Annotated in this window: 24 protein-coding genes; 7 read left to right on the forward strand and 17 right to left on the reverse strand. The window is 63.0% G+C overall.

What is annotated here, in order from left to right; translation table 11 throughout:
- Positions 1-23: 23 nt before the first annotated feature.
- Together rimM and rpsP are read right to left on the reverse strand one after the other, a co-directional pair.
- Positions 24-593: a ribosome maturation factor RimM gene (gene rimM / locus ACSQ22_RS07310; protein WP_055403096.1), complete on the reverse strand. Its 570-nt coding sequence runs from the start codon at positions 591-593 to the stop codon at positions 24-26.
- Positions 594-668: 75 nt separating this feature from the next.
- Positions 669-920 carry a 30S ribosomal protein S16 gene (gene rpsP / locus ACSQ22_RS07315; protein WP_008904984.1) on the reverse strand — a complete coding sequence of 84 codons (252 nt, stop codon included), beginning with the start codon at positions 918-920 and terminating at the stop codon, positions 669-671.
- Positions 921-1,067: 147 nt separating this feature from the next.
- Here rpsP and ACSQ22_RS07320 point away from each other — a divergent pair, with 147 nt between their 5' ends.
- Both ACSQ22_RS07320 and ACSQ22_RS07325 read left to right on the forward strand, forming a co-directional pair.
- Positions 1,068-1,589 (forward strand): GNAT family N-acetyltransferase, encoded by a 522-nt coding sequence (locus ACSQ22_RS07320; RefSeq protein ID WP_055403054.1) that lies wholly within the window; start codon positions 1,068-1,070, stop codon positions 1,587-1,589.
- A 106-nt stretch (positions 1,590-1,695) separates the two neighbouring features.
- On the forward strand, positions 1,696-2,142 hold the full coding sequence (locus ACSQ22_RS07325; protein ID WP_055403056.1) for a TM2 domain-containing protein: 447 nt from the start codon (positions 1,696-1,698) through the stop codon (positions 2,140-2,142).
- Positions 2,143-2,255: 113 nt separating this feature from the next.
- On the opposite strand, the gene ACSQ22_RS07330 is transcribed toward ACSQ22_RS07325, so the two are convergent.
- The 3 genes from ACSQ22_RS07330 to ACSQ22_RS07340 all read right to left on the reverse strand — a co-directional run bounded on the left by ACSQ22_RS07330 (position 2,256) and on the right by ACSQ22_RS07340 (position 4,443).
- Complete coding sequence (locus tag ACSQ22_RS07330; protein WP_055403058.1) at positions 2,256-3,266, reverse strand: inorganic phosphate transporter; 1,011 nt, start codon at positions 3,264-3,266, stop codon at positions 2,256-2,258.
- 18 nt (positions 3,267-3,284) lie between these two features.
- Positions 3,285-3,932 (reverse strand): DUF47 domain-containing protein, encoded by a 648-nt coding sequence (locus ACSQ22_RS07335; protein WP_055403060.1) that lies wholly within the window; start codon positions 3,930-3,932, stop codon positions 3,285-3,287.
- A 148-nt stretch (positions 3,933-4,080) separates the two neighbouring features.
- Positions 4,081-4,443 carry a DMT family protein gene (locus ACSQ22_RS07340; protein WP_055403097.1) on the reverse strand — a complete coding sequence of 121 codons (363 nt, stop codon included), beginning with the start codon at positions 4,441-4,443 and terminating at the stop codon, positions 4,081-4,083.
- On the opposite strand from ACSQ22_RS07340, the gene ACSQ22_RS07345 reads away from it, so the two are divergent.
- Positions 4,373-4,534: a hypothetical protein gene (locus ACSQ22_RS07345; RefSeq protein ID WP_436129940.1), complete on the forward strand. Its 162-nt coding sequence runs from the start codon at positions 4,373-4,375 to the stop codon at positions 4,532-4,534. The genes ACSQ22_RS07340 and ACSQ22_RS07345 overlap by 71 nt on opposite strands.
- 131 nt (positions 4,535-4,665) lie before the next feature.
- Here ACSQ22_RS07345 and ACSQ22_RS07350 read toward each other — a convergent pair whose 3' ends face one another.
- The 8 genes from ACSQ22_RS07350 to ACSQ22_RS07385 form a co-directional block, all read right to left on the reverse strand.
- The gene (locus ACSQ22_RS07350) at positions 4,666-5,394 is read right to left on the reverse strand and encodes an ABC transporter ATP-binding protein (RefSeq protein WP_055403062.1); all 729 of its coding nucleotides are present in this window, start codon (positions 5,392-5,394) and stop codon (positions 4,666-4,668) included.
- Positions 5,395-5,396: 2 nt separating this feature from the next.
- A complete protein-coding gene (locus ACSQ22_RS07355; protein ID WP_055403064.1) occupies positions 5,397-6,191 on the reverse strand; it encodes an ABC transporter ATP-binding protein in 795 nt (264 codons plus the stop codon).
- 20 nt (positions 6,192-6,211) lie between these two features.
- A complete protein-coding gene (locus tag ACSQ22_RS07360; RefSeq protein ID WP_121422823.1) occupies positions 6,212-7,288 on the reverse strand; it encodes an ABC transporter permease subunit in 1,077 nt (358 codons plus the stop codon).
- A 13-nt stretch (positions 7,289-7,301) separates the two neighbouring features.
- The gene (locus tag ACSQ22_RS07365; protein ID WP_055403068.1) at positions 7,302-8,231 is read right to left on the reverse strand and encodes a branched-chain amino acid ABC transporter permease; all 930 of its coding nucleotides are present in this window, start codon (positions 8,229-8,231) and stop codon (positions 7,302-7,304) included.
- Between the two features lie 313 nt (positions 8,232-8,544).
- Positions 8,545-9,897 (reverse strand): replication-associated recombination protein A, encoded by a 1,353-nt coding sequence (locus tag ACSQ22_RS07370; protein ID WP_121505669.1) that lies wholly within the window; start codon positions 9,895-9,897, stop codon positions 8,545-8,547.
- A gap of 94 nt (positions 9,898-9,991) precedes the next feature.
- A complete protein-coding gene (lolA, locus tag ACSQ22_RS07375; protein WP_436129893.1) occupies positions 9,992-10,624 on the reverse strand; it encodes an outer membrane lipoprotein chaperone LolA in 633 nt (210 codons plus the stop codon).
- A 46-nt stretch (positions 10,625-10,670) separates the two neighbouring features.
- The gene (locus tag ACSQ22_RS07380; RefSeq protein WP_436129894.1) at positions 10,671-13,007 is read right to left on the reverse strand and encodes a DNA translocase FtsK; all 2,337 of its coding nucleotides are present in this window, start codon (positions 13,005-13,007) and stop codon (positions 10,671-10,673) included.
- A gap of 60 nt (positions 13,008-13,067) precedes the next feature.
- Positions 13,068-13,745 (reverse strand): Crp/Fnr family transcriptional regulator, encoded by a 678-nt coding sequence (locus ACSQ22_RS07385; protein ID WP_121505666.1) that lies wholly within the window; start codon positions 13,743-13,745, stop codon positions 13,068-13,070.
- 191 nt (positions 13,746-13,936) lie between these two features.
- On the opposite strand from ACSQ22_RS07385, the gene trxB reads away from it, so the two are divergent.
- The 3 genes from trxB to rpmG all read left to right on the forward strand — a co-directional run bounded on the left by trxB (position 13,937) and on the right by rpmG (position 15,493).
- On the forward strand, positions 13,937-14,890 hold the full coding sequence (gene trxB / locus ACSQ22_RS07390; RefSeq protein WP_055403077.1) for a thioredoxin-disulfide reductase: 954 nt from the start codon (positions 13,937-13,939) through the stop codon (positions 14,888-14,890).
- Between the two features lie 187 nt (positions 14,891-15,077).
- Complete coding sequence (gene rpmB / locus ACSQ22_RS07395) at positions 15,078-15,311, forward strand: 50S ribosomal protein L28 (RefSeq protein WP_007859763.1); 234 nt, start codon at positions 15,078-15,080, stop codon at positions 15,309-15,311.
- An 11-nt stretch (positions 15,312-15,322) separates the two neighbouring features.
- The gene (rpmG, locus tag ACSQ22_RS07400) at positions 15,323-15,493 is read left to right on the forward strand and encodes a 50S ribosomal protein L33 (protein ID WP_008904999.1); all 171 of its coding nucleotides are present in this window, start codon (positions 15,323-15,325) and stop codon (positions 15,491-15,493) included.
- 83 nt (positions 15,494-15,576) lie between these two features.
- On the opposite strand, the gene ACSQ22_RS07405 is transcribed toward rpmG, so the two are convergent.
- Positions 15,577-17,082 (reverse strand): PLP-dependent aminotransferase family protein, encoded by a 1,506-nt coding sequence (locus ACSQ22_RS07405; RefSeq protein ID WP_121505665.1) that lies wholly within the window; start codon positions 17,080-17,082, stop codon positions 15,577-15,579.
- A gap of 236 nt (positions 17,083-17,318) precedes the next feature.
- On the opposite strand from ACSQ22_RS07405, the gene ACSQ22_RS07410 reads away from it, so the two are divergent.
- The gene (locus tag ACSQ22_RS07410; protein ID WP_436129895.1) at positions 17,319-17,732 is read left to right on the forward strand and encodes a hypothetical protein; all 414 of its coding nucleotides are present in this window, start codon (positions 17,319-17,321) and stop codon (positions 17,730-17,732) included.
- A gap of 62 nt (positions 17,733-17,794) precedes the next feature.
- Here the strand turns inward: ACSQ22_RS07410 and ACSQ22_RS07415 are convergent, their stop codons facing one another.
- The 3 genes from ACSQ22_RS07415 to ACSQ22_RS07425 all read right to left on the reverse strand — a co-directional run bounded on the left by ACSQ22_RS07415 (position 17,795) and on the right by ACSQ22_RS07425 (position 22,353).
- Complete coding sequence (locus ACSQ22_RS07415) at positions 17,795-19,009, reverse strand: DesA family fatty acid desaturase (protein WP_436129896.1); 1,215 nt, start codon at positions 19,007-19,009, stop codon at positions 17,795-17,797.
- A 134-nt stretch (positions 19,010-19,143) separates the two neighbouring features.
- Entirely contained in the window at positions 19,144-20,418 is a 1,275-nt protein-coding gene (locus ACSQ22_RS07420) for an RsmB/NOP family class I SAM-dependent RNA methyltransferase (RefSeq protein WP_436129897.1), read from the reverse strand.
- Positions 20,419-20,499: 81 nt separating this feature from the next.
- The gene (locus ACSQ22_RS07425; protein WP_436129898.1) at positions 20,500-22,353 is read right to left on the reverse strand and encodes a M48 family metalloprotease; all 1,854 of its coding nucleotides are present in this window, start codon (positions 22,351-22,353) and stop codon (positions 20,500-20,502) included.
- Positions 22,354-22,372 lie beyond the last annotated feature (19 nt).

The raw sequence follows: 22,372 nt of genomic DNA on the forward strand, positions 1-22,372 counted from the left end.
CGGCGCCAGGGCGGGAGTTCCGATCAGTAGTCCGGCTGCCAGTCCACCGTGATGCGCTTTTCGGCCAAGTCCACGTTGTCAATGAAGGCCGAGACAAAAGGGATCATCCGCTCCTGTGCCTTGCCGTCCTGCTCATAAGTCAACACCAGCACCGTCTGCGGACCGGTGGACATCAATTCCTGCACCTGCCCCAGCGCCACACCTTCGCGGTTGACGACCGCAAGACCGATCAGATCGATCCAGTAGTACTCGCCCTCCGTGGTGGACGGAAAGCTGGAGCGCGGCACAAAGATGCGCGCGCCGCGCAAGGCTTCGGCGGCATCGCGGTCATCAATGCCCTGCGCCCAGGCAACCACGGTGTCCGAATGGTCCTTGGCCTGGCGGATGGACAACAAAACGGTGCCCGCAAAGGTCTTGGCGCCGCGTTCGGAAGGCTGCAGGTACCAGCGTTTGGATGAAAACAGCGCCTCAGGGCTGCTGCTGTGCGACAGCACCTTGAACCAGCCCTTGACACCCCAGGCATCGGCAATGCGCCCCACTTCAACGGCGTCTGTGGGCAGCTCTGCGGGTTCGAGGGTCAGGTTGGTGGCCATGGCGGGGGATTCCAGAATAGGAAAAGGGCGGGTTTCGCCAGGCATGCCGACGAAACCCGCCCTTTTCAGGGAGCTTTAAGCAGCCTTCTTGGCGGCTTGCTTGATCAGGCGGTCCACGGTAGGCGAGGACTGGGCGCCCACGCTCTTCCAGTACGTCAGACGGTCTTGCACGATGCGCAGGCCTTCTTCGGATTCCTTGGCGGTGGGGTTGTAGAAGCCGATGCGCTCGATGAAGCGGCCATCACGGCGCACGCGCTTGTCAGCAACGACGATGTTGAAGAAAGGACGGCCCTTGGAGCCGCCGCGGGAGAGTCGAATGACGACCATGATTTATCCTTCGGGTGGTGAACTCCGGCAACATTTGCCTTGAGCCACTGTGTTCGCAACCATATTCGCAACGCTTGAGACACGCGACATGGCCACCCGGCCAGCGACACGCTGCAAAGCCCGCGATTATATCCATTTCCCTCTTCCATGCCCAAAATTCGTTCCAGCACCGACAGCGATATTCCCGCCATCACGGCCATTTACCAACACCATGTGCTTCACGGCACAGGCACCTTCGAGATCGATCCGCCATCTGAAGCCGACATGGCAGGCCGCCGTGCCGACGTGCTGGCCCGGGGCCTGCCCTGGCTGGTGGCCGAAAAGGACGGCCAGGTGCTGGGCTATGCCTATGCCAACTGGTTCAAGCCTCGCCCGGCCTACCGGTTCTCTGCCGAGGACTCGATCTACGTGGCCGACAGCGCCCGCGGCATGGGCCTGGGCCGCAAGCTGCTGACCGAGCTGGCGGCCCAGGCCGAAGCAGCTGGGGTACGCAAGCTGCTGGCCGTGATTGGCGACTCGGCCAACGCGGGCTCGATCGGTGTGCACCGGGCGCTGGGCTTCACCGACGTGGGTGTCATGCGTTCGGTGGGATGGAAGTTCGGCGCCTGGCGCGACATCGTGCTCATGGAGAAGACCCTGGGCGCGGGCGACACCACATCGCCCGAATGAAAACGGCCCCCATGCTCGCCCCGCAGCGCAGAGCGCAGCCCTCCGAAGCGGCCCCCTTGGAGACCACTTGTTCATCTTAGGGCGGCCCGACGATGAATAATGCCCCATGAAAAACAAAACTTTGGCGGCATGGCTTGCCTTCGTGGGCGGGCCGCTGGGCCTTCACCGCTTTTATCTGCACGGGATCACCGACATGCTGGGCTGGCTGCTCCCGATACCGACGGCCCTCGGTATCTACGGCATCCAGCGCGTGCAGCAGCTCGGCCAGGACGACCACACCAGTTGGATGCTGATTCCTTTGCTGGGCTTCACGATTGCGGGCTGCGCCTTGCAAGCCATCCTGTTTGCACTCAAGACGCCCGAGGCGTGGAACGCGCGCTACAACCCCACGGCCGCACCCGACGCCCCGGCGGGCAGGACCCAATGGATCACCATCGGCGCCATCGTGGTCTCGCTGTTGGTGGGCACGGCGGTGCTGATGGCCAGCCTCGCGTTCAGCTTCCAACGGTACTTCGAGTACCAGATCGAGGAAGCTCGCAAGATCTCGCAGTGACCGACACCCACCAAGCGAACGCCCCATTGAATCCACATTCAAATGGGGCGTTCGCGCTTTTCCATATTGCCTAATTAGCTATACATTCAATAGCAAATCAGGAATCAGGGCATTCAGAATATCTGCAGACTGATCCAGTACGCCACGGCAGCCACAAACGCACTGGCGGGGATGGTCAAGATCCACGCCCAGACGATATTGCCTGCCACGCCCCAGCGCACTGCGCTGGCGCGCTGCGTGGAGCCCACGCCCACGATGGCGCCTGTGATGGTGTGGGTGGTGGACACCGGAATACCCAGCGTTGTTGCCAGGAACAGGGTCAGCGCCCCGCCCGTCTCGGCACAGAAGCCGCCCACGGGCTTGAGCTTGGTGATCTTCTGGCCCATGGTTTTCACGATGCGCCAGCCGCCGAACATGGTTCCCAGGCCGATAGCCACGTAGCAGCTGACAATCGTCCAGGTGGGTGGCGAAGCATCGCTTGCCGACGAATACCCTGTGGCAATCAGCAGCAGCCAGATGATGCCGATGGTCTTTTGCGCATCGTTGCCCCCGTGACCCAGGCTGTAGGCCCCTGCGGACACGAGCTGCAGGCGCCGGAACCATTTGTCCACCCGGCTTGGCCGCGTTCGCCGAAAGATGTGCGCCACAGCCACCATCATGAGAGAGCCCAGCAGGAAGCCGAGCAAGGGCGAAACGAAGATGAACGCCACGGTCTTGAGGATGCCGGTGGAGATCAGCGCGCTGGCACCCGCCTTGGCGATCACCGCCCCCACGATGCCGCCGATGAGCGCATGCGATGAGCTGCTGGGGATGCCGTAGTACCAGGTGATGACGTTCCAGGTGATGGCGCCCACCAAGGCACCAAACACCACATGGGTGTCCACGATGCCAGGCTGCACGATGCCCTTGCCCACCGTGGCGGCCACGCTCAGGTGGAAGACAAAGATCGCTACAAAGTTGAAGAACGCGGCGAACAGCACCGCCTGTGCGGGCTTGAGCACGCCGGTGGACACCACCGTGGCAATCGAATTGGCAGCATCATGGAACCCGTTCATGAAGTCGAACAGGATCGCCAGTGCCACGAGCAGAACCACAACCCAGAGGGCCGTTTGTACGGTTTCCATACTGGTCAGCCTGCCGGATCAGGAGTTTTCGAGGACGATGCCCTCGATGCAATTGGCCACGTCCTCACACTTGTCGGTGATGGTCTCCAGCAGCTCGTAGATGGCCTTGAGCTTGATCACCTCGCGCACATCGGGCTCTTCACGGAAGAGCTTGCTCATGGCGCTGCGCATCACGCGGTCGGCGTCGGATTCGAGCTTGTCGATCTCTTCGCAGGTCTTGAGCGCGGCTTCAGCCACGGCCGGATCGGCGATCTTGTCGAGCAACTTGACGGCATCACGCAGGCGTTCGCAGCACTTGAGGCTCAGGTCGGTCAGGCGGGTGATCTCTTCCGTCATGTGGCGCACGTCGTACAGCGCCATGGTCTCGGCAGAGTCCTGAATCAGGTCGGCCACATCGTCCATGGTGTTGATCAGCGTGTGGATCTGCTCGCGGTCGATAGGGGTGATGAAGGTCTTGTGGATGGCCTTGTTCACCTCGTGCGTCACGCGGTCAGCAGCACGCTCGGCGTTGTCCACATCCTGGTTGTATTTGTCGCGCAGGTGCGGGTCGCTGTAGTTGGCCACCAGTTGCGAGAAAGCCCGGGCCGCCTCGACGATGCGGTCTGCATGCTGGTTGAACATTTCGAAAAAATTGCCTTCGCGTGGCAACAGCTTGGCAAACAGCATGGAGGCTCCTGGATCGGTATCGATTTTTTGAAAATGAGACAAAGCCATGACAAAACCATGACTTTTAAGTGACAGGCGAGTTTAACCGGCCGCCCTCACCCGCAGCCACGGGCGCCCGGCGCGGATACCGGGCAACACGCACCATTCATCAGGCACTGCGGAAAATGAAATACACAGCCCCCACCAGGCACAGGCCTGCCCAGAGGTAGTCCCACTTCAGGGGCTGGCCCATGTAGAACACCGCGAACGGCACAAACACCGCCAGCGTGATCACCTCCTGCATGATCTTGAGCTGCCCCACGTTGAACTGGGTAAACCCGATCCGGTTGGCTGGCACCTGCAGCAGGTACTCGAACAGTGCAATGCCCCAACTCACCAGCGCTGCGGTGTACCAGGGTGACGTGGCCAGGTTCTTGAGGTGCCCGTACCAGGCGAAGGTCATGAAAACGTTGCTGGCAATCAGCAGCAACACGGTCTGGAGTGATACGGGCAAGGATTGCAGAGCGGACATCGACATGCGGCGACAGGTGGTGGCGGGGTGGGTGCAAATTATGAACAAAATTGGCATCTGGCGCTGGATACACATCCGCCGCAAGCTATAAAAAACATAGCAATCAATTCATGCAAACGCCAACGCCTGCACCATAAAAAAAAGGCACCGCCTTGTGGCAGTGCCTTGTGCGACGCACCATGCGCCTGCCCCACGCAGGGCGGGCCGGGCGGGGGTGTTGCCTTATTCGCCCAGGTAGGCGGCGCGTACCTTGGGATCGTTCAGGAGTTCCTGGCCGGGGCCGGCCATGGTGATCAGGCCGGACTCCATCACGTAGCCACGGTCGGCAATTGCCAGCGCCCGGCTCGCGTTCTGCTCCACCAGCAAAATGGTGACGCCCAGGGCGTACACATCGCGCACCACTTCAAAGATCTTGTCCACCATGATGGGCGACAGCCCCATGGAGGGCTCGTCCAGCAGCAGCACCTTGGGCTGGCTCATCAGCGCACGGCCCATGGCCAGCATCTGCTGCTCGCCGCCCGACATGGTTCCGGCCAGTTGGTCCTTGCGCTCGCGCAGGCGCGGGAAGATGGTGAACATCTTTTCGATGTCGGCCAGGATGCCTGCCTTGTCGCGGCGCGTGTAGGCGCCCATCTGCAGGTTCTCGGTGATGGTCATGCGGGCGAACACGCCCCGACCTTCCGGCACCATCACAAGACCCTTCTTCACCAGATCCCAGGCGCCTTTGCCCTTGATGCTTTCACCCAGGTAATGGATGTCGCCATCGTTCATGCCCAGGGTGCCGGTGATCGCCTTCATGGTGGTGGTCTTGCCAGCGCCGTTGGAGCCGATCAGCGAAACCAATTCCCCCTCGCGCACTTCAAAGTCCACGCCCTTCACGGCCTGGATACCGCCGTAGGCCACTTTCAGGCCCTTGACCTGCAGCAGTACCTTGTTGGATTTTTCGGCCATTCTCAATGTCCTCCGGTGCCCAGATAGGCCTCAATCACTTTTTCGTTCTTCTGCACGGTGGCAGGCGTACCTTCGGCGATCTGCTTGCCGTAGTCGAGCACCGTCACGCGGTCGCACAGGCCCATCACCAGCTTCACGTCGTGCTCGATGAGCAAGATGGTGCGGTTGTCGTTGCGGATGCGGTCGATCAGCTCGCGCAGCAGCACCTTTTCGGTGGCGTTCATGCCGGCTGCGGGCTCGTCCAGCGCAATCAGTTGCGGATCGGTGGCCAGGGCCCGGGCGATCTCCAGGCGGCGTTGGTCACCATAGGAGAGGGTACGCGCCTTATAGTCGGCGAACTTGCCAATGCCCACGTAGTCGAGCAGTTCCTGCGCGCGCTTGGCAATGGCCAACTCTTCTTCCTTGAAACCCTTGGTGCGCAGCACCGCGCCCAGCAGGCCGGACTTGGTGCGGATGTGGCGGCCCACCATTACATTTTCCAGCGCCGTCATTTCTGCGAACAGGCGGATGTTCTGGAAGGTGCGGGCAATGCCCGCCTTGGCCACTTCATGCACGGCCGTGGGCTCGTAAGGCTTGCCGGCGAGCTCAAAGGTGCCGCTGTCGGGGGTGTACAGGCCGGTGATCACGTTGAAGAACGTGGTCTTGCCCGCGCCGTTGGGACCGATCAGGCCATAGACCTGGCCACGCTCGATGGTGATGCCCACGTCGGAGAGGGCTTGCAGGCCACCAAAACGCTTGGAAATACCTGCAACCCGCAGCACCACGTCGCTGGCTGATTTCTGAATGTTCTCTGCCATGTTCTAACTTTCTGCGGTGTTCAGGTCTTCTGCGTGAGGCTCTTGCCATGGTCGGGCGCTGGCCACAGACCACGGGGACGCATCAGCATGATGATGATCATGGCCAGTGCGATCAGCAGCTGGCGCAGGATGGCGGAGTCCAGACGGCCGTCCGTCATGGCCTGCAGCGGGCCTGCCACGTAGCGCAGCACTTCGGGCAAGGCCGACAGCAGCACGGCACCCAGGATCACGCCGGGAATGTGGCCGATACCGCCCAGCACCACCATGGCGACGATCATGACCGACTCCATCAGGCTGAACGACTCGGGCGACACAAAGCCCTGGAACGCACCGAACATCGCACCCGATACGCCGCCAAACGAAGCGCCCATGCCGAAGGCCAGCAGCTTCATGTTGCGGGTGTTGATGCCCATGGCCTTGGCGGCGATTTCGTCTTCACGGATGGCCATCCAGGCGCGGCCGATGCGTGAGTCCTGCAGGCGATAGCAAATAACGATGGAGACCACCACCAGAACCAGGAACAGGTAGTAGTACAGCGTGACGGAGCTGATATCAAAGCCGAACACCTCCAGGCGCTTGCCCAGGTCCAGGCCAAAAATCTTGACCGAGTCGATCTGGCCCAGGCCCTTGGGGCCGTTGGTCAGGTTGACGGGGTGGTCCAGGTTGTTCAGGAAGATACGGATGATTTCGCCGAAGCCCAAGGTCACGATGGCCAGGTAGTCCCCGCGCAACTTGAGCGTGGGCGCCCCCAAAAGCGCTCCGAAGAACGCCGCCAGTAATGCCGCCACCGGTATCACAAGCCACAGCGAGGTGTGCAAGCCGTTGGGGAACATGGCGGCAAACGCCGCAAAGTTGTCCGCAAGGTGCGGCGAGGCCATCAAGGCAAACAGGTAGGCGCCCACGGCGTAGAACGCCACGTAGCCCAGGTCCAGCAAGCCGGCGTAGCCCACCACGATGTTCAGGCCCAGGGCCAGCAGCACATACAGCAGCGCCAGGTCGGCAATGCGCACCCAGGCGTTGCCGAAGGATTGCAGGATCAGCGGCAGCACCAGCAGCGCGACGGCGCCGAGGATCCAGTTGGTTTTGGTGTTCTTCATGGTGTGAGGCTCCTCAGGCGCGATCGGCCACACGCTCACCCAGCAGGCCCGAAGGACGCAGCGTCAGGATGATGATGAGCACGATGAACGCAAAGATGTCGGTGTAGTGGCTACCCAGCAGACCGCCCGTGAGCGTGCCGATGTAGCCCGAGCCGATGGCTTCGATGAGACCCAGCAAAATGCCGCCCACCACGGCACCGGCCAAGTTGCCAATGCCGCCGAACACCGCCGCCGTGAAGGCCTTGAGGCCCGGCAGGAAGCCCATGGTGTGCTGCGCCGTGCCGTAGTTGGAGGCATACATGATGCCGGCCACGGCGGCCAGAATGGCGCCGATGATGAAGGTGGCGGAAATCACCATGTCGGGCTTGACGCCCATCAGGGAAGCAACGCGGGGGTTCTCAGCCGTGGCGCGCATCGCGCGGCCCAGGTTGGTGTGGTTCACCAGGTACACCAGCGAGGCCAGGGCAACAGCGGTCACGCCCAGGATCAGGATCTGTGTGGGGGTGATGTAAGCGCCACCCACCTCGAACGGCGCGCTGGGCAACATCGTGGGATAGGGCTTGTAGTTGGGCTTCCAGATGATCATGGCCAGCGTCTGCAGCAGGATCGACATGCCGATGGCGGTGATCAGGGGGGCGAGACGAGGACTGTTGCGTAGAGGGCGGTAGGCCACCTTCTCGATCACAAAATTGAGCGTTGCGGCAACCACGCAGGCAATGAGGGTGGCCAGCAGCAGGATGAGCCAGCCCGGGGCGCCAGGCATTGCAGCCTGCATCATTCCTATACAGCTCCAACTGGTCAGAGCCCCGATCATGAGCACTTCGCCGTGGGCGAAATTGATCAGCTGAATAATGCCGTACACCATCGTGTAGCCCAAGGCTATCAAGGCGTACATGCTGCCGAGTACCAGACCGTTGATGATCTGTTGCAGCAAAATGTCCATAAGAGAAGTCCTTCGTTTGTAACGTACCCACCGCTTTGGCACCGGAATCGGTACAGCCTTGTGGGCCCGACTGCCATCTAGCAAAAAACCCGCCAGAAGTGCAGCTGTGCGGGTTTGTGGACGGGATTGTAGCGAGTAGTCACAAGCGGCCCTCACCAAGCCGGGCGGGGTTTTCCCTCGGGTTGGCGCCACATCAGCGTGCAACGCAATCCATAAGCTCACATGATGCAAGCAGGAAAATTGATGTGCAAACTTATTACCAGCTTCATGCCAAATCAGCATGACGCGGGGTGCGCCTCCCATGGGCAGAGGTTCAGGACTTTTCGTCCGGCCCATCCTCCAGATCGGCTGAAACATTGCGCGCACGCAGCTCACGCAATTTCTGTGCAATCTTGATTTCGAGCCCGCGCTCCACCGGCGCGTAAAAACCGGGCTCCGGCATGCCCTCGGGCAGGTAGTTTTCGCCTGCGGCGAAGCCGCCCTCTTCGTCGTGCGCGTAGCGGTAGCCCTTGCCGTAGTCGAGCTGTTTCATGAGCTGTGTTGGTGCGTTGCGCAGGTGCATGGGCACGGGGCGGGTGCCGTCCTGCTTCACCCAGGCGCGGGCTGCGTTGTAGGCCTTGTAGACCGCGTTGGACTTGGGCGCCACGGCTAGGTACACCACACATTCGGCCAGGGCCAGCTCACCCTCGGGGCTGCCCAGGCGCTCGTATACCTCGGTCGCGTCCAGCGCCAGGCGCAGCGCACGCGGGTCGGCCAGGCCGATGTCCTCGCTGGCCATGCGCACCAGGCGGCGCGCCATGTAGCGCGGGTCGGCACCGCCGTCGAGCATGCGCACCAGCCAGTACAGCGCAGCGTCGGGGTCGGAGCCGCGCACCGACTTGTGCAACGCGCTGATGGTGTCGTAGAACTGCTCGCCGCCCTTGTCATAGCGGCGCATGCGCTCGCCCAGCACCTTGAGCAGCCAGGCGTCGGTAATCTCGGACAGCTTCTCCTGCGTGGCCGCCATGGCCAGGGTTTCGAGTGTGTTGAGCAATCTGCGGGCATCGCCATCGGCATAGGCCACCAGGCGGTCGATTGCTACATCTTCGATAGCTGGCAGCGCTTTCTCCGCCTGCGCCAGAGCCACTATTTGCTTCAAATCCTGTTCGGACAGCGGCTGCAGCACGTACACGGCGGCGCGGGATAGCAGCGCCGAGTTCACCTCGAACGACGGGTTTTCGGTGGTCGCACCAATGAAGGTAAACAACCCGCTCTCCACATGCGGCAAGAAGGCATCTTGCTGGCTCTTGTTGAAGCGGTGCACTTCATCCACGAAGACGATCGTGCGCTGCTGCATCAGACCATCACGCGCGGCCTCGGCACGTTCGACCGCTTCGCGGATGTCCTTGACCCCGCCCAGCACGGCACTGATGCTGATGAACTGCGCGTCAAAGGCATCGGCCATCAGGCGTGCGATGGTCGTCTTGCCCACACCCGGCGGGCCCCAGAGGATGCAGCTGTGCGGGCGGCCCGATTCGAACGCGAGCCGCAGCGGCATGCCCGGGCCCAGCACATGCTGCTGCCCGATCACCTCGCCCAGCGTGCGGGGCCGCAGGCGCTCGGCCAGCGGCTGGTGGGCCGAGGGGTGGGCCTGGGAAGGTGCTGCGGAGGCACTGCGTGCTGCCATGTTCGTATCCTGTCTACATCACGCTGATTTTTAAGCCTAATTGGCCTCTAGCGCTTATCTGATAAGCGCTGGCAGCTATCTTTTTCGCAGCAACTTACTGTTTCACCACATCCGCTCCAGCGGGCGGCTTGAACTGGAAGGTGCTGGCGGGCAGCGCTGCGTTGGCCTGCATGCCATTGAAACGAATCAGGGAGCGCTGGCCAAAGCTGTCCAGAATGTCGAGGGCCGCCAGTTGCTCACCCGCAAAACCCACGCGCACGCTCTTGAGCTGGCCATCCTTTGTCTTGGGGCTGGCCAGCACCCACTGCAGGCCATCCTGCTCAGGCGCTGCTTCGAGCGTGAACTCGGCCTTGAGCGCCGACAGGTCGGGGGCCGATGCGAGCAGCGCGGCGGGCGTGCTGCCCAGCGCCTGTGACTGCGAACGCTGGGTGACCTGGTTCAGGTCCACGTCGTACAGCCACAGGGTCTGGCCATCGGCCACGATGGTCTGCTCGAAGGGTTTCTTGTAGACGAACTTGAAACGCCCGGGGCGCTGGAATTCAAAACTGCCGCTCGATGTCTTGGTGCGCGCGGTCTGGCCGTCCTTGGGGGGCGAAGTCACGGTCTGCGTGAAATCCGCCTTGCCCGTTTGTGCGCCCTTCATGAACGATTCAAGGCTTTTCAAGCCATCAGCGCTGGCCAGCGTTGCGCTGGCAGCTATCAAAATTGCAGTAACGGTCTTTTTCAAAAGGAACTCCTGTGGGGCACGGGCTGGGCTCATCGCCCTACCCTTGTCATTCGCTGCGCGCGGGAACCAGCACTTCGCGCTGGCCGCTGGTGGTCAGGCCACTCACAAGGCCCGCCTTTTCCATGTCTTCCAGCAGCCGCGCCGAGCGGTTGTAGCCAATGCGCAGCTTGCGCTGCACGTACGAGATGCTGGCCTTGCGGTCCTTGAGCACCACTTCGACGGCCTGGTCGTACATGGGGTCCTTCTCGCCCCCTTCGCCACCACCGCTCTCCCCTGACAGATCACCCTCGCCATCCACAGTTCCGCCTTCGAGCACGCCCTCTATGTAGTCCGGCTCCCCTTGTTCCTTGAGGTAACTGACGACACGGTGTACTTCTTCGTCCGACACAAAGGCACCATGCACCCGGATCGGCAGTCCCGTGCCGCTGGCCATGTAGAGCATGTCGCCCATGCCCAGCAGGGCTTCGGCGCCCATCTGGTCGAGGATGGTGCGGCTGTCGATCTTGGAGCCCACCGAGAACGCGATGCGGGTGGGAATGTTGGCCTTGATCAGGCCCGTGATCACATCCACACTGGGGCGCTGCGTGGCCAGGATCAGGTGGATGCCGGCGGCACGCGCCTTCTGCGCCAGGCGGGCGATCAGCTCTTCGATCTTCTTGCCCACCACCATCATCAGGTCGGCCAGCTCATCGATGATGACCACGATGTGCGGCAGGCGCTGCAGCGGCTCGGGCTCTTCGGGCGTCAGGCTGAAGGGGTTGTATATGAACTCTTCGCGCGCCTTGGCTTCATCGATCTTGACGTTGTAGCCCGCGAGGTTGCGCACGCCCAGCTTGGACATGAGCTTGTAGCGCCGCTCCATCTCGGCCACGCACCAGTTCAGGCCGTGCGCCGCCTGCTTCATGTCGGTGACCACGGGCGCCAGCAGGTGCGGAATACCTTCGTAGACCGACATTTCCAGCATCTTGGGGTCGATCATCAACAGGCGCACATCGCGTGCCTCGGCCTTGTACAGCAGCGACAGGATCATCGCGTTGATCCCCACCGACTTGCCCGAGCCCGTGGTACCCGCCACCAGCACGTGCGGCATCTTGGCAAGGTCTGCCACCACCGGGTTGCCCACGATGTCCTTGCCCAGGCCCATGGTGAGCATGCTCTTGGCCTCGTGGTAGACCTGCGAGCCCAGGATTTCGGACAGACGGATGGACTGGCGCTTGGCGTTGGGCAGCTCCAGCGCCATGAAGTTCTTGCCGGGGATGGTCTCCACCACGCGAATCGACACCAGGCTCAGCGAACGCGCCAGGTCCTTGGCCAGGCCCACAATCTGCGAGCCCTTCACGCCGGTGGCGGGCTCGATTTCGTAGCGCGTGATCACCGGTCCGGGCATGGCCGCGACCACGCGCACTTCCACGCCAAAGTCCTTGAGTTTTTTCTCGATAAGGCGGCTGGTCATCTCCAGCGTCTCGGGCGCCACGGTTTCCTGGCGCTGCAGCGGGCCATCGAGCAGGTCCACCAGTGGCAGCTTGCTGTCGGGCATCTCGGTGAACAGCGGCTTCTGGCGCTCCTTCACCACGCGGGTGCTCTGCGGCACGTCTACCAGCACGGGTTCGATGATCTGGATCGGTTGGGGGTGGTGCACCTCGCTCTCGGTGCGTTCCTCGAGCACCACCACTTCACGCTCGCGCGCGGCCTTGCGGCCCACAGCCACATCCTTGGCCACTTCGCGCTTGGCCAGGCGCGACTGCACCAATGCGTCGATGCGCCCTCCCACAATTTCCGCGACATGGCCCCAGGAGAAACGGAACACCAGCGCCGCCCCCAGCACAGCCAGCACAATCGCCAGCAGGCCCGAGCCTGTAAAACCCAGCCACTTCACACTGGCAGGCCCCGTGATGTAGCCCAGCACGCCACCAGCATGCCCCGGCAGGAACGCTTCAAACCGGTACAGGCGCGACCACTCCAGCGCAGTGCTGGCACACATCAGCACCACCAGCCCCACCCAGAACATGGCCCGCCTGCGCATCGGGCTTACCGCGCCCGGGGCCGATTCGCCGCCACGCATCCACCGCGCCAGCGACGACAACCAGGCCCGCACACCGGCCGCCACACACCACCACACCGAAAAACCCAGTGCAAAGTAGCTGCCATCGGCCAGCCACGCACCAAACCGGCCCGCCCAGTTGGCGACCAAACGCCCACCCCGGGCGCCCGAGGTAGACCATGCGGCATCCTGCGCGGAATAGCTCAGCAGGGCCAGCAACCAGAAAACCAGGGCCAGCAGCCCCACCATCAGGCCAATTTCGTGGCCAAAACGGGCAGCGCCCGTACGCGGCGGCGACTTCGCCGCAGCCGATGCATTCAGGGTATTGAGGGAATAGGTCATAAGCGTGCCGGGCGAGCTTACCGCAAGCCCCCCGGGCATGACACCCGGGCTGAAGCGTTGCTAACTCAACGCGTTCAATCGGTCCTTGAGCACAGTGGCGCCACTGGGCAATGCCTCGATAAAGCCACGCTCTTCCAAATCCTTCATCACGCGGCTGACCATCTCGCGGGAGGCGCCCACCATCTTGGCCAGGTCCTGCCGGGAGATTTTGTCTTTGATCACCAACTGGCCCTGAGCGTCGGGCACCGCAAAGTCCAGCAGGGCATGGGCCACACGCCCATACACATCCAGCAACGCCAGTGACTCAATCTTGCGGTCGGCATGGCGCAGACGCTTGACCAGCCCCCGCATCACCACCAACGACATGGAGGCGTTCTCTGTGAGGCAACGCGCGAACTCTGCGCGCCCGAGCATGAGCACATCGGTCTGCACCTCGGCACGCACCGTGGCCGAGTGGGGTTCGTTGTCGATGATGCTCATCTCGCCGAGGTAGTCGCCCTGCGCGAGGGTGGCCAAAATCACCTCACGCCCCCGGCTGTCCGATGTCATCACGCGGGCGCGCCCCGTGAGCAGGATGAACAGGGCGTTGGATTTTTGCCCTTGCTCCACCAGCGCCTCGCCACGCTTGAAGCGGCGCTTGATCACCGCACCACTGATCACCTCGGCCTGGGCCACCGTGAGCAGCGAAAACAAGGGCACCCGGCGCAGCAGGTCCAGGTTGGACAACATCGTCGACATGAAAACTCCTCTCTAGAGCGACCCAACCGGAGCCGCACGGGTTGTGCAAGGGGTATCAATGGGTTCTTACAATCGCCGTGATTGAAAAAGGGACCGCTCGCGTGAGCGGTGCACGGTTGATACTTGCCAGTTCAACCCCCAGCTTCCCCAACAGCGCCGCATGTAGCAGGCGCAAAACACAGGCTTTTACCATGTCCACCACCCAACACGCGAAAGTTCTGATCCTTGGCTCTGGCCCTGCGGGCTACACCGCAGCGGTTTATGCCGCCCGCGCCAACCTGAACCCGGTGCTCATCACCGGCATGGCCCAGGGTGGCCAGCTGATGACCACGACCGAGGTGGACAACTGGCCGGCCGACGTGCATGGTGTGCAGGGGCCGGAGCTGATGCAGCGCTTTCTGGAGCACGCCGAGCGCTTCAAGACCCAGATCATCTTTGACCACATCAACAAGGTCGATTTCAGCCAGCGCCCCTTCACCCTCACCGGCGACAGCGGCACCTACACCTGCGACGCGCTGATCCTGGCCACTGGCGCATCGGCCAAGTACCTGGGCCTGCCTTCGGAAGAGGCCTTCATGGGCAAGGGTGTGTCGGGCTGCGCCACCTGCGACGGCTTCTTCTACCGCGAGCAGGACGTCTGTGTGGTCGGTGGCGGCAATACGGCGGTAGAAGAAGCGCTGTACCTGTCGAACATCGCCCGCAAGGTCACCCTGGTGCACCGACGCGACAAGTTCAAGGCCGAGCCCATCCTGGTGGACAAGCTCAACGAAAAGGTCGCGGCCGGCAAGATCGAGCTCAAGCTATTTCACACGCTCGACGAAGTGCTGGGCGACAACACGGGCGTGACGGGCATCCGCATCAAGAGCACCAAGGACGGAAGCACGGAAGACATCAAGCTGCAGGGCTGCTTCATCGCCATCGGCCATGCGCCCAACACCGAAATCTTCCAGGGCCAGCTGGAGATGGAAAACGGCTACATCATCACCCAGGGCGGCCTCAAGGGTTTTGCCACCCAGACCAGCGTGCCCGGCGTGTTTGCCGCAGGCGACGTGCAGGACCATGTGTACCGCCAGGCCATCACCAGCGCAGGCACGGGCTGCATGGCGGCGCTGGACGCCCAGCGCTTCCTGGAACAAGAGTCTTGATGAAAAACTGGGCAGCAGGCTATAATCTGCGGCTTTGCTGAATTCGGCCCGTTATTGCGGTCCTCCGAAACAGGCAAATCAATCGGGTTACCGCCACCCTTTCTGGCGAGGTGAGGCCGCAAGCCAACCTGGGCAAAACAAGCCCAGGGCCCAGCGAACGGCCGTTAAAAAGTATCGGAGTGTCCTCATGGCACGCGTCTGCGACGTAACGGGCAAGAAGCCCATGGTCGGGAACAACGTTTCCCACGCCAACAACAAAACCAAGCGCCGGTTCCTGCCGAACCTGCAATACCGCCGTTTCTGGGTCGAGACCGAAAATCGCTGGGTTCGCCTGCGCGTTTCGAGCGCTGCCCTGCGTTTGATCGACAAGAACGGTATCGACTCGGTGCTCGCAGACCTGCGCGCACGTGGTCAGGCTTAAGGAGAAGCACCATGGCAAGCAAAGGCGGACGCGACAAGATCAAGCTGGAATCCACTGCGGGTACCGGCCACTTCTACACCACGACCAAGAACAAGAAGACCATGCCCGAGAAAATGCTGATCATGAAATTTGATCCAAAAGCTCGCAAGCATGTGGAATACAAGGAAATGAAGCTGAAGTAATTCGGCCCGTTCCCCAAAAAAGCCGCCCGTCCAGGGCGGTTTTTTTATGCCTGCTGCGCAGACCTTTCACCCAGACTCTTTGCTCAAGCAACCTTGCGCGGCACGGGCAACTCGGCCATCTGCGCAGCCAGCAAGGCGCCCAGCGTGCGGTAGCCCGCCTCCACTTCGGCCGTGAACGGCATCCCACAGCTCAGCCGCAAGAAGTGCTCATACCGCCCGGTGTTGGAGAACATGGGGCCCGGGGCCACACGGATACCGTTTTGCAGCGCCTCGTCGTACAGGCGCGTGGAAGAGATGCCGACCGGCAGCTCCAGCCACAGGCTCAGCCCACCCGGCGGCAGGCTCAGGCGTGTGCCCATGGGAAAGTAGCGCGCCACGGCCCTCGCCGCCTGTTCTCGCTGGATGCGCAGCTGCGCCCGCATGCGGCGCATGTGGCGCTCGTAGGCCGGAGAGTCCACACTGCGCGCCGCCAGCAGCTGCGACCAGGTCTGCATGTTGCGCGTGCGAGCGAACTTGATCATCTGCACACGGGCCTGCCAGCGCCCCGCGCTCATCCAGCCCTGGCGCAAGCCGGGAGCAAAGCTCTTGCTGAGCGATGCGCAATAGATCACCTGCCCGGCATCGCCCTGCCGGTCCCAGGCCTTGGCGGGCCGCAGCACGTGCGGCGACTCCACGAACTCCCGGTAGATGTCGTCCTCGATGAGGGCTAAGCCATGCTCCACGCACAGAGCCACCAGTCGCTCCTTGTGCGCATCGGGCATCACGCTGCCCTGCGGCATCTGCAGGTGGGGGACCACCACGACACCCTTGAGCCGTGGCTCGTTGCGCGCAGCCAGTTCCAGGGCTTCAAGCGACATGCCCGTGTGCGGGCTGCAGGGGATCTCCAGCGCGCGCAGCCCGCGCACCTCGATGGCCTGCAGGATGCCAAAGAAGGTGGGCGATTCGACGGCGATAACGTCGCCCGGCTCGGCGACGGCGTCCAGCGCCAAGTTCACCGCTTCGGAGTTGCCAAGTGTTGCTCCAATGTCGGCTGGCGCGACACACACGCCGAAGGTGAGCGCATGCCGGGCCATGGCCTGCTGGAATTCGGGGTGGGTGGTGGGCGCGGACGGGCCGTACACCAGGACGTCGGGTTGCTCACGCAACAGGCCGTGGGCCAGGCGGTTGAGCGCAGCCGCATCAAACAGGCTCGGCGCGGGCATGGCGCTGCCTAAGTCCAGCGGCAGCGGGCCTGCACGGCGGGCTTTTTCGAGAAAACCGGAAATGCGCTCGTTGATGCCCGCAAACACCCGCGGGTCGTGGGCAAGCGGCTCGTGCAACTCGGGCTCGCGCGCCCGGGGCAACGCCACATCGCCCGGCTCCCGCACAAAGTAGCCCACCCGCTCGCGCGCCTCCACGCAGCCCAGGGATTCGAGATGCCGCAACACCTGCAGCGCGGTGGTCAGGCTCACTTGGTGCCGCTGGCACAGCTCCCGCACCGACGGCATGCGCATGCCAGGCGTCAGGCTGCCAGCGGCTATGGCCTGTTCGTACAAAGCTGCCAGTTGGCGGTAGAGCGGGGCATCCCGCGAATCGGAAGAATGTGACATGGCGGGTATGGGGTACTGCTGCCGAGCCGTGGCGCAGGCTCAGAAGCGCTAGAGGCGCATCGTGCACGAGCCCTCTCTGCGGGTACAGATACAGGAACGCACAGATCGGACCATAACAGCACGCCAGTAATCTGCGCTGTTCTACCCGTTCCTGCACCGCCGTGTACCTGCCGGGGCAACGCTGCTTTTTTTACGCTACAGCCTCACAGCAGCCCTTCCTTCAGGAGCCCCGCACCATGCCACAGCGCAATCCAACCACCATCCCGCCCACCACCCCATCGGCCGCAGTCACCTTGGGCCTCACACCCGGCCAGATCCTGTGGCTGTGCCTGCCGCCCGGCAGCGCAGTGCACACCACTCAGGGAGAGGTGTCACTTCGCTTTGCTCCACGAGACTGTGAGCTCGCGTTGCACACTCTGCCGCAAATGCGGCTTGGGGCGGGCGAACATCTGCCCGAGGGCTGGAACACCAAGGCCGCCTGGGTGCAGGTGGGCAACGCCCTGCACTGCCGCTCTGAGATCCTGGTGATCGAAGCCCCCCCCAGGCCGGGGCTTTGGCACCAAGTACGGCACCTGCTGCGCTCAGCCTTTGCAGGCCGGGACAAAACCGCAAAGAACCGCGCTTTTGGCAAGGTGCCCGCAATGCGGTAACCGCTGCACCAAAGAAAAAGGCCTTGCCAGATGGCAAGGCCTTGGACAATGCGCGGCCCGCTTCAGGCCTGCGCCGCACGCAGCCGTAGCGAGAACTCACGCAGGGCGGCTATACCGCTTTCTTCCGCGCGGCGGCACCAGGCTTGCAGGTCCGCGGTGAGCTGCTCGCGCGATTGCGAGGTGTTGAGCCACAGCTGGCGCAGCTCTTCGCGCATGGTGACCATCTTGTCGAGCGCGGGGTGCGCGGCACGGGCCTGGGCCAGTTGCTGCAATGCGATGGCCGGCACCTTCTCGGCATCGCGGTGCAGCCAGCGCTTGGCGGCCTGGAGCACCGAGGCATCGGCATTGCGTGCCTTGAGCGCTGCGATTTCGTCCTTGCAGGCCTGGCGCACGCCACGCGCATAGCCAGCCATCACCTCATAGCGGTTGGCAATCAGGGCCTCCAGCGTCTTTTCATCGGCTACAGGCTTGACGTCTCCCAACTGGAGCTTGGGCGGCACCTTCTTGACCGTGGCCCAGCCAATCTTCTTCATCATGGTGATGTAGACCCAGCCGATGTCGAACTCATACGGCTTGACCGAGAACTTGGCCGACGTGGGATAGGTGTGGTGGTTGTTATGCAGCTCTTCGCCGCCAATGATGATGCCCCAGGGCGAGAGGTTGGTGCTGGCATCCTGCGCCTCAAAGTTGCGGTAGCCCCAGTAGTGGCCCACACCGTTGACCACACCCGCCGCCCAGAACGGAATCCAGAGCATCTGCACCGCCCACACTGCAGCGCCCAGAGCGCCGAACAGTGCAAGGTTCAGGATCAGCATGAGGCCCACACCCTGCCAGCCGTAACGGGTGTAGACGTTGCGCTCCATCCAGTCATCGGGCGTGCCGTGGCCGAACTTCTTCATCGTCTCCAGGTTCTTGGACTCGGCGCGGTACAACTCGGCGCCACGCCACATCACGGTGTCCAGCCCACGGGTCTGGGGGCTGTGGGGGTCGTCCACGGTTTCGCACTTGGCGTGGTGTTTGCGGTGGATAGCGACCCATTCCTTGGTGACCATGCCCGTACCGATCCACAGCCAGAAGCGGAAAAAGTGCGAAGGGATGGCGTGCAAGTCCAGCGCGCGGTGCGCCTGCGCGCGGTGCAGGAAAATCGTGACCGCCGCAATGGTGATGTGGGTCGTCGCCAGGGTGTACAGAATGATCTGCCACCACGCCAGGTTCCACAACCCATGGCCCAGCCAGTCAATGGCAGCGTTCAGTACAGCCCAATCGGGTAACAGCATATTCAGAAAGCCTTACTTCTACAGAGAACCCGTTCGCCAACGGACCGGGTATCTGATTTTAGAGTGGTCCCCACGAAATAGGTTCGGGGGTATCCATGGTATTTACGTTGATTTAGCGCCTTTAGAGGGCCAAGTCAGGCCTTTTTGGACCAGATTGCGGCAAAGAACCCATCCGTTTGGTGCACATGGGGCCACAGGCGCAAATAACCACTGCCCGACTCACCACCGCTGCACAGAGCCTTGGCCCCCTCCACCTTGAGCTGCTCCAGCAGTTCGCCCGCGTCGAGCAGTTCATAGTAAGGGTGCGATGCGCTGAATGCCTCTGCGATGGCCTCGTTTTCCTGCGGCAGGATGCTGCATGTGGCATACACCAGACGGCCGCCGGGCTTGAGCAGGCGCGCTGCGCTGTCCAGAATGGCGGTCTGTTTGGCCACCAGCTCTTCGATGGCCTTGGGCGACTGGCGCCATTTGAGGTCCGGGTTCCGCCGCAGAGTCCCCAGGCCCGAGCACGGAGCATCGACCAGCACGCGGTCAATCTTGCCCGCCAGCCGCTTGACGCGGTCATCGCGCTCGTGGGCAATGGCGGCGGGGTGCACGTTCGACAGGCCGCTGCGGGCCAGGCGCGGTTTCAGAGCATCCAGACGGTGCGCCGAGACATCAAACGCATACAGGCGCCCGGTGCTGCGCATGCCCGCGCCGATGGCCAGGGTCTTGCCACCTGCACCTGCGCAAAAATCCACCACCATCTCGCCGCGCTTGGCGTCAAGCAGCAGGGCCAGCAACTGCGAGCCTTCATCCTGCACCTCGATGGCACCGCGCGTGAACGCATCCAGCTTGGTCAGCGCAGGCTTGTCGTCAATGCGCAGGCCCCAGGGCGAATACGGCGTGGGGCTGGCCTTGATACCGGCCTTGGCGAGCTCCTTTTGCACGTCGGCACGCTTGTCTTTGAGGGCATTGACGCGCAAATCCAGCGGGGCGCTCTGCGCCAGGCTTTCCACCAGCGGCCAGAAGCCGTCGCCCAGTTGGTCCTTGAGGGGCTTCACCAGCCATTCGGGCAGGTTGTGACGGTGGCGCTCCATCAGGTCATCGACCGTGACCGCATCGCACTGGTCCAGCCAGTTCTTTTCCTGGTCGGTCAGTGCGCTCTTGAGGAAGTCGCGCGGGCCGTAAAACCCCAGGATGGCCAGACGGCGCTCCTTGGGTCCCGAGCCCGAGGGCGCCATGTGGTCGAACAGGAGCTTCTTGCGCAGCACGGTGTAGACCGTTTCGGCCAGGGTGGCCCGCTCGCGGGGGCCCAGGCCCCGGTTGTCGCGGAAGAATCGTGACACCACCGCATCGGCGGGGTGTTCAAACGTGAGGGTGAGCCTGACCAATTCGGCACAGGCGTCGAGAAGAACTTTGGGATGCATGCCCCGATTGTCCCACTGTGGTCTGATTAACAGCCAACCACACGGCTCCTTCAAACGACCCGCATCGATCCTTTCGGTTTGTCAACGCGTGTAGACCGGATCAAACGCATAGCGCTGAATCTCCTTCAGGCTGGGCGATTCACCCGCCCACAGCGCCAGCGCGGGGCCGGGAAGGCTCAGATTGCGCTCCAGGGCGCGGCACAGGTGGTAACGGCTTTCGTCGTCCATCCCCGGCAGCTCGACAAAGATCAGGTACGCACGGCGCTGCGGATGCTCGCGCAGGTTCTTGCGCACTAGCCAGCAGCGGGCAAGGGGCGCACAGCGGGCCAGTTCCGATTGCAGCTCGGCCAGTTCGAAGGGGCTCAGGTCGTGACGCGTGATCTGGCTGAAGAAGGAGGTGCCCGACAGCTCTTCCCAGGCGCGCTCTTCGGATTCCTGCGCGCGCTCCAGCCGCTTGCGCCACTGTTTGAAGGCCGCCGCATCATGCTCCATGCCCATGCGGGGAGTTTCCAGCTCGGCCAGCGCGGTGCGTGCGGCCCAGTAGCGGTCGTTGCTGCCCGCTTCCCACACCCGGTGCAGCAGCAGAAGCTTGCCGTCGCGATCGTCCTCGGGCAGGCAAGGCACCAGTCCACACAGGGCGGGCGCGTACTCGGGGCTGCGCTCCAGCGCCAGCTCATACAAGGCGCGCACATCGGCACGGGGGTCCAGATGGCGCTTGAGGCGGGCCAGCTCCACCAGCTCAGCCGCACTGTTCTGAGCGATGGAAGCCTGCAGCGCCTGGGCGCGTGCGCGCACACGTTCCAGCCACGCGTGGTGCTGCTTCCACTCCGTAGCGTTGTCGCGGCACCATTGTTTGTCGAAGTGTTTGACCCACCGTTTGGCCTCATCGCCCAGCAGGGTCAAGGCATTGCCACGCGACCAGTCGGGCAGTGTGGGCGTGGCATCGAGTGCTTCGATGCGGTCCCGCAAGCCGGGGTGGGTGTCGTCCACACTGCTCAGGCGCTTGAGCGCTTGGCGCAGTGCGTCGTTGGCAAAAGCGGCATCCGGGGCCTCGGCCAGGAAACGGCGCATGCTGCGATAAGGCCCCACCGGCAGCGGATTGCCAGCGGCACCGCACCAGTGGTTGCCCCAGAACTCTGCCTGCAACGCTGCGCCCCGGATCTCGATCTCGGCCAGGGCGGCGGCGGTCACATCACGGCCCAGCAGCTTGCCCGCAATGCGGTCGGCCTCGTATTCGTCCTGGCGGGCCAGCGCAAACGTCTTGGCCGAAAAGCGCGGAAAGTACCAGCGCATGAACGCCTGCGTGGCCGCGGCCACCGGGCCTTCGTCGTCGGCCAGACTGTGGTTCAGGCGCATCCAGGACAGGCGTGTGCGATAGATCCAGGCCGCAAACCGGCCATGGTCGCCGCGCAAATGGCCGTACTCGTGTGCCAGCACGGCGAGAAAACGCGGCCGGTCCAACGCCATCAGCAAAGGCAGCCCGATGCTCAGGTGGTTAACGGCGCCACCCAGCAGGCCGTACTTGGGCAGCTGCTGGATGCTCGCATTGAACTCGTCGTTCAGCGTGACGTTGTGGATGGGCGGGCCCTTGATCTTGCGGCGGATGCGCTCCAGCGCCTCAAAAAGCTCCGGTGCCTCCAGCGCCGTGATCTCCACGCCCTCAGGCGCGTCAAAACGCACCCACAGCGCCCGCAGGCTGACCCACAGCAGGCCCGCAGCCCCCAGCAGCAGCCACACCATGGCAAAGCGAAACTTCCCCTGCAACATCTGCGGCACCACCCACAGCACAATGCCTGCGGCAAGTCCCAGGCACCCCAGCACCCAGGCATAGCCCAGCGCCGCAAACACGGCCACACTGCGGCGGTATGCGCGGCTGTTGTCAGCACTGGCATGCTCGCTCATGCGCACCAGATGCACAAAATCTGCCTGATCCACGGGCTTCCCTCACTCTTGG

It is taken from the genome of Acidovorax sp. LjRoot38 (assembly GCF_964252975.1).
Classification (GTDB): Bacteria; Pseudomonadota; Gammaproteobacteria; order Burkholderiales; family Burkholderiaceae_C; genus Acidovorax; species Acidovorax facilis.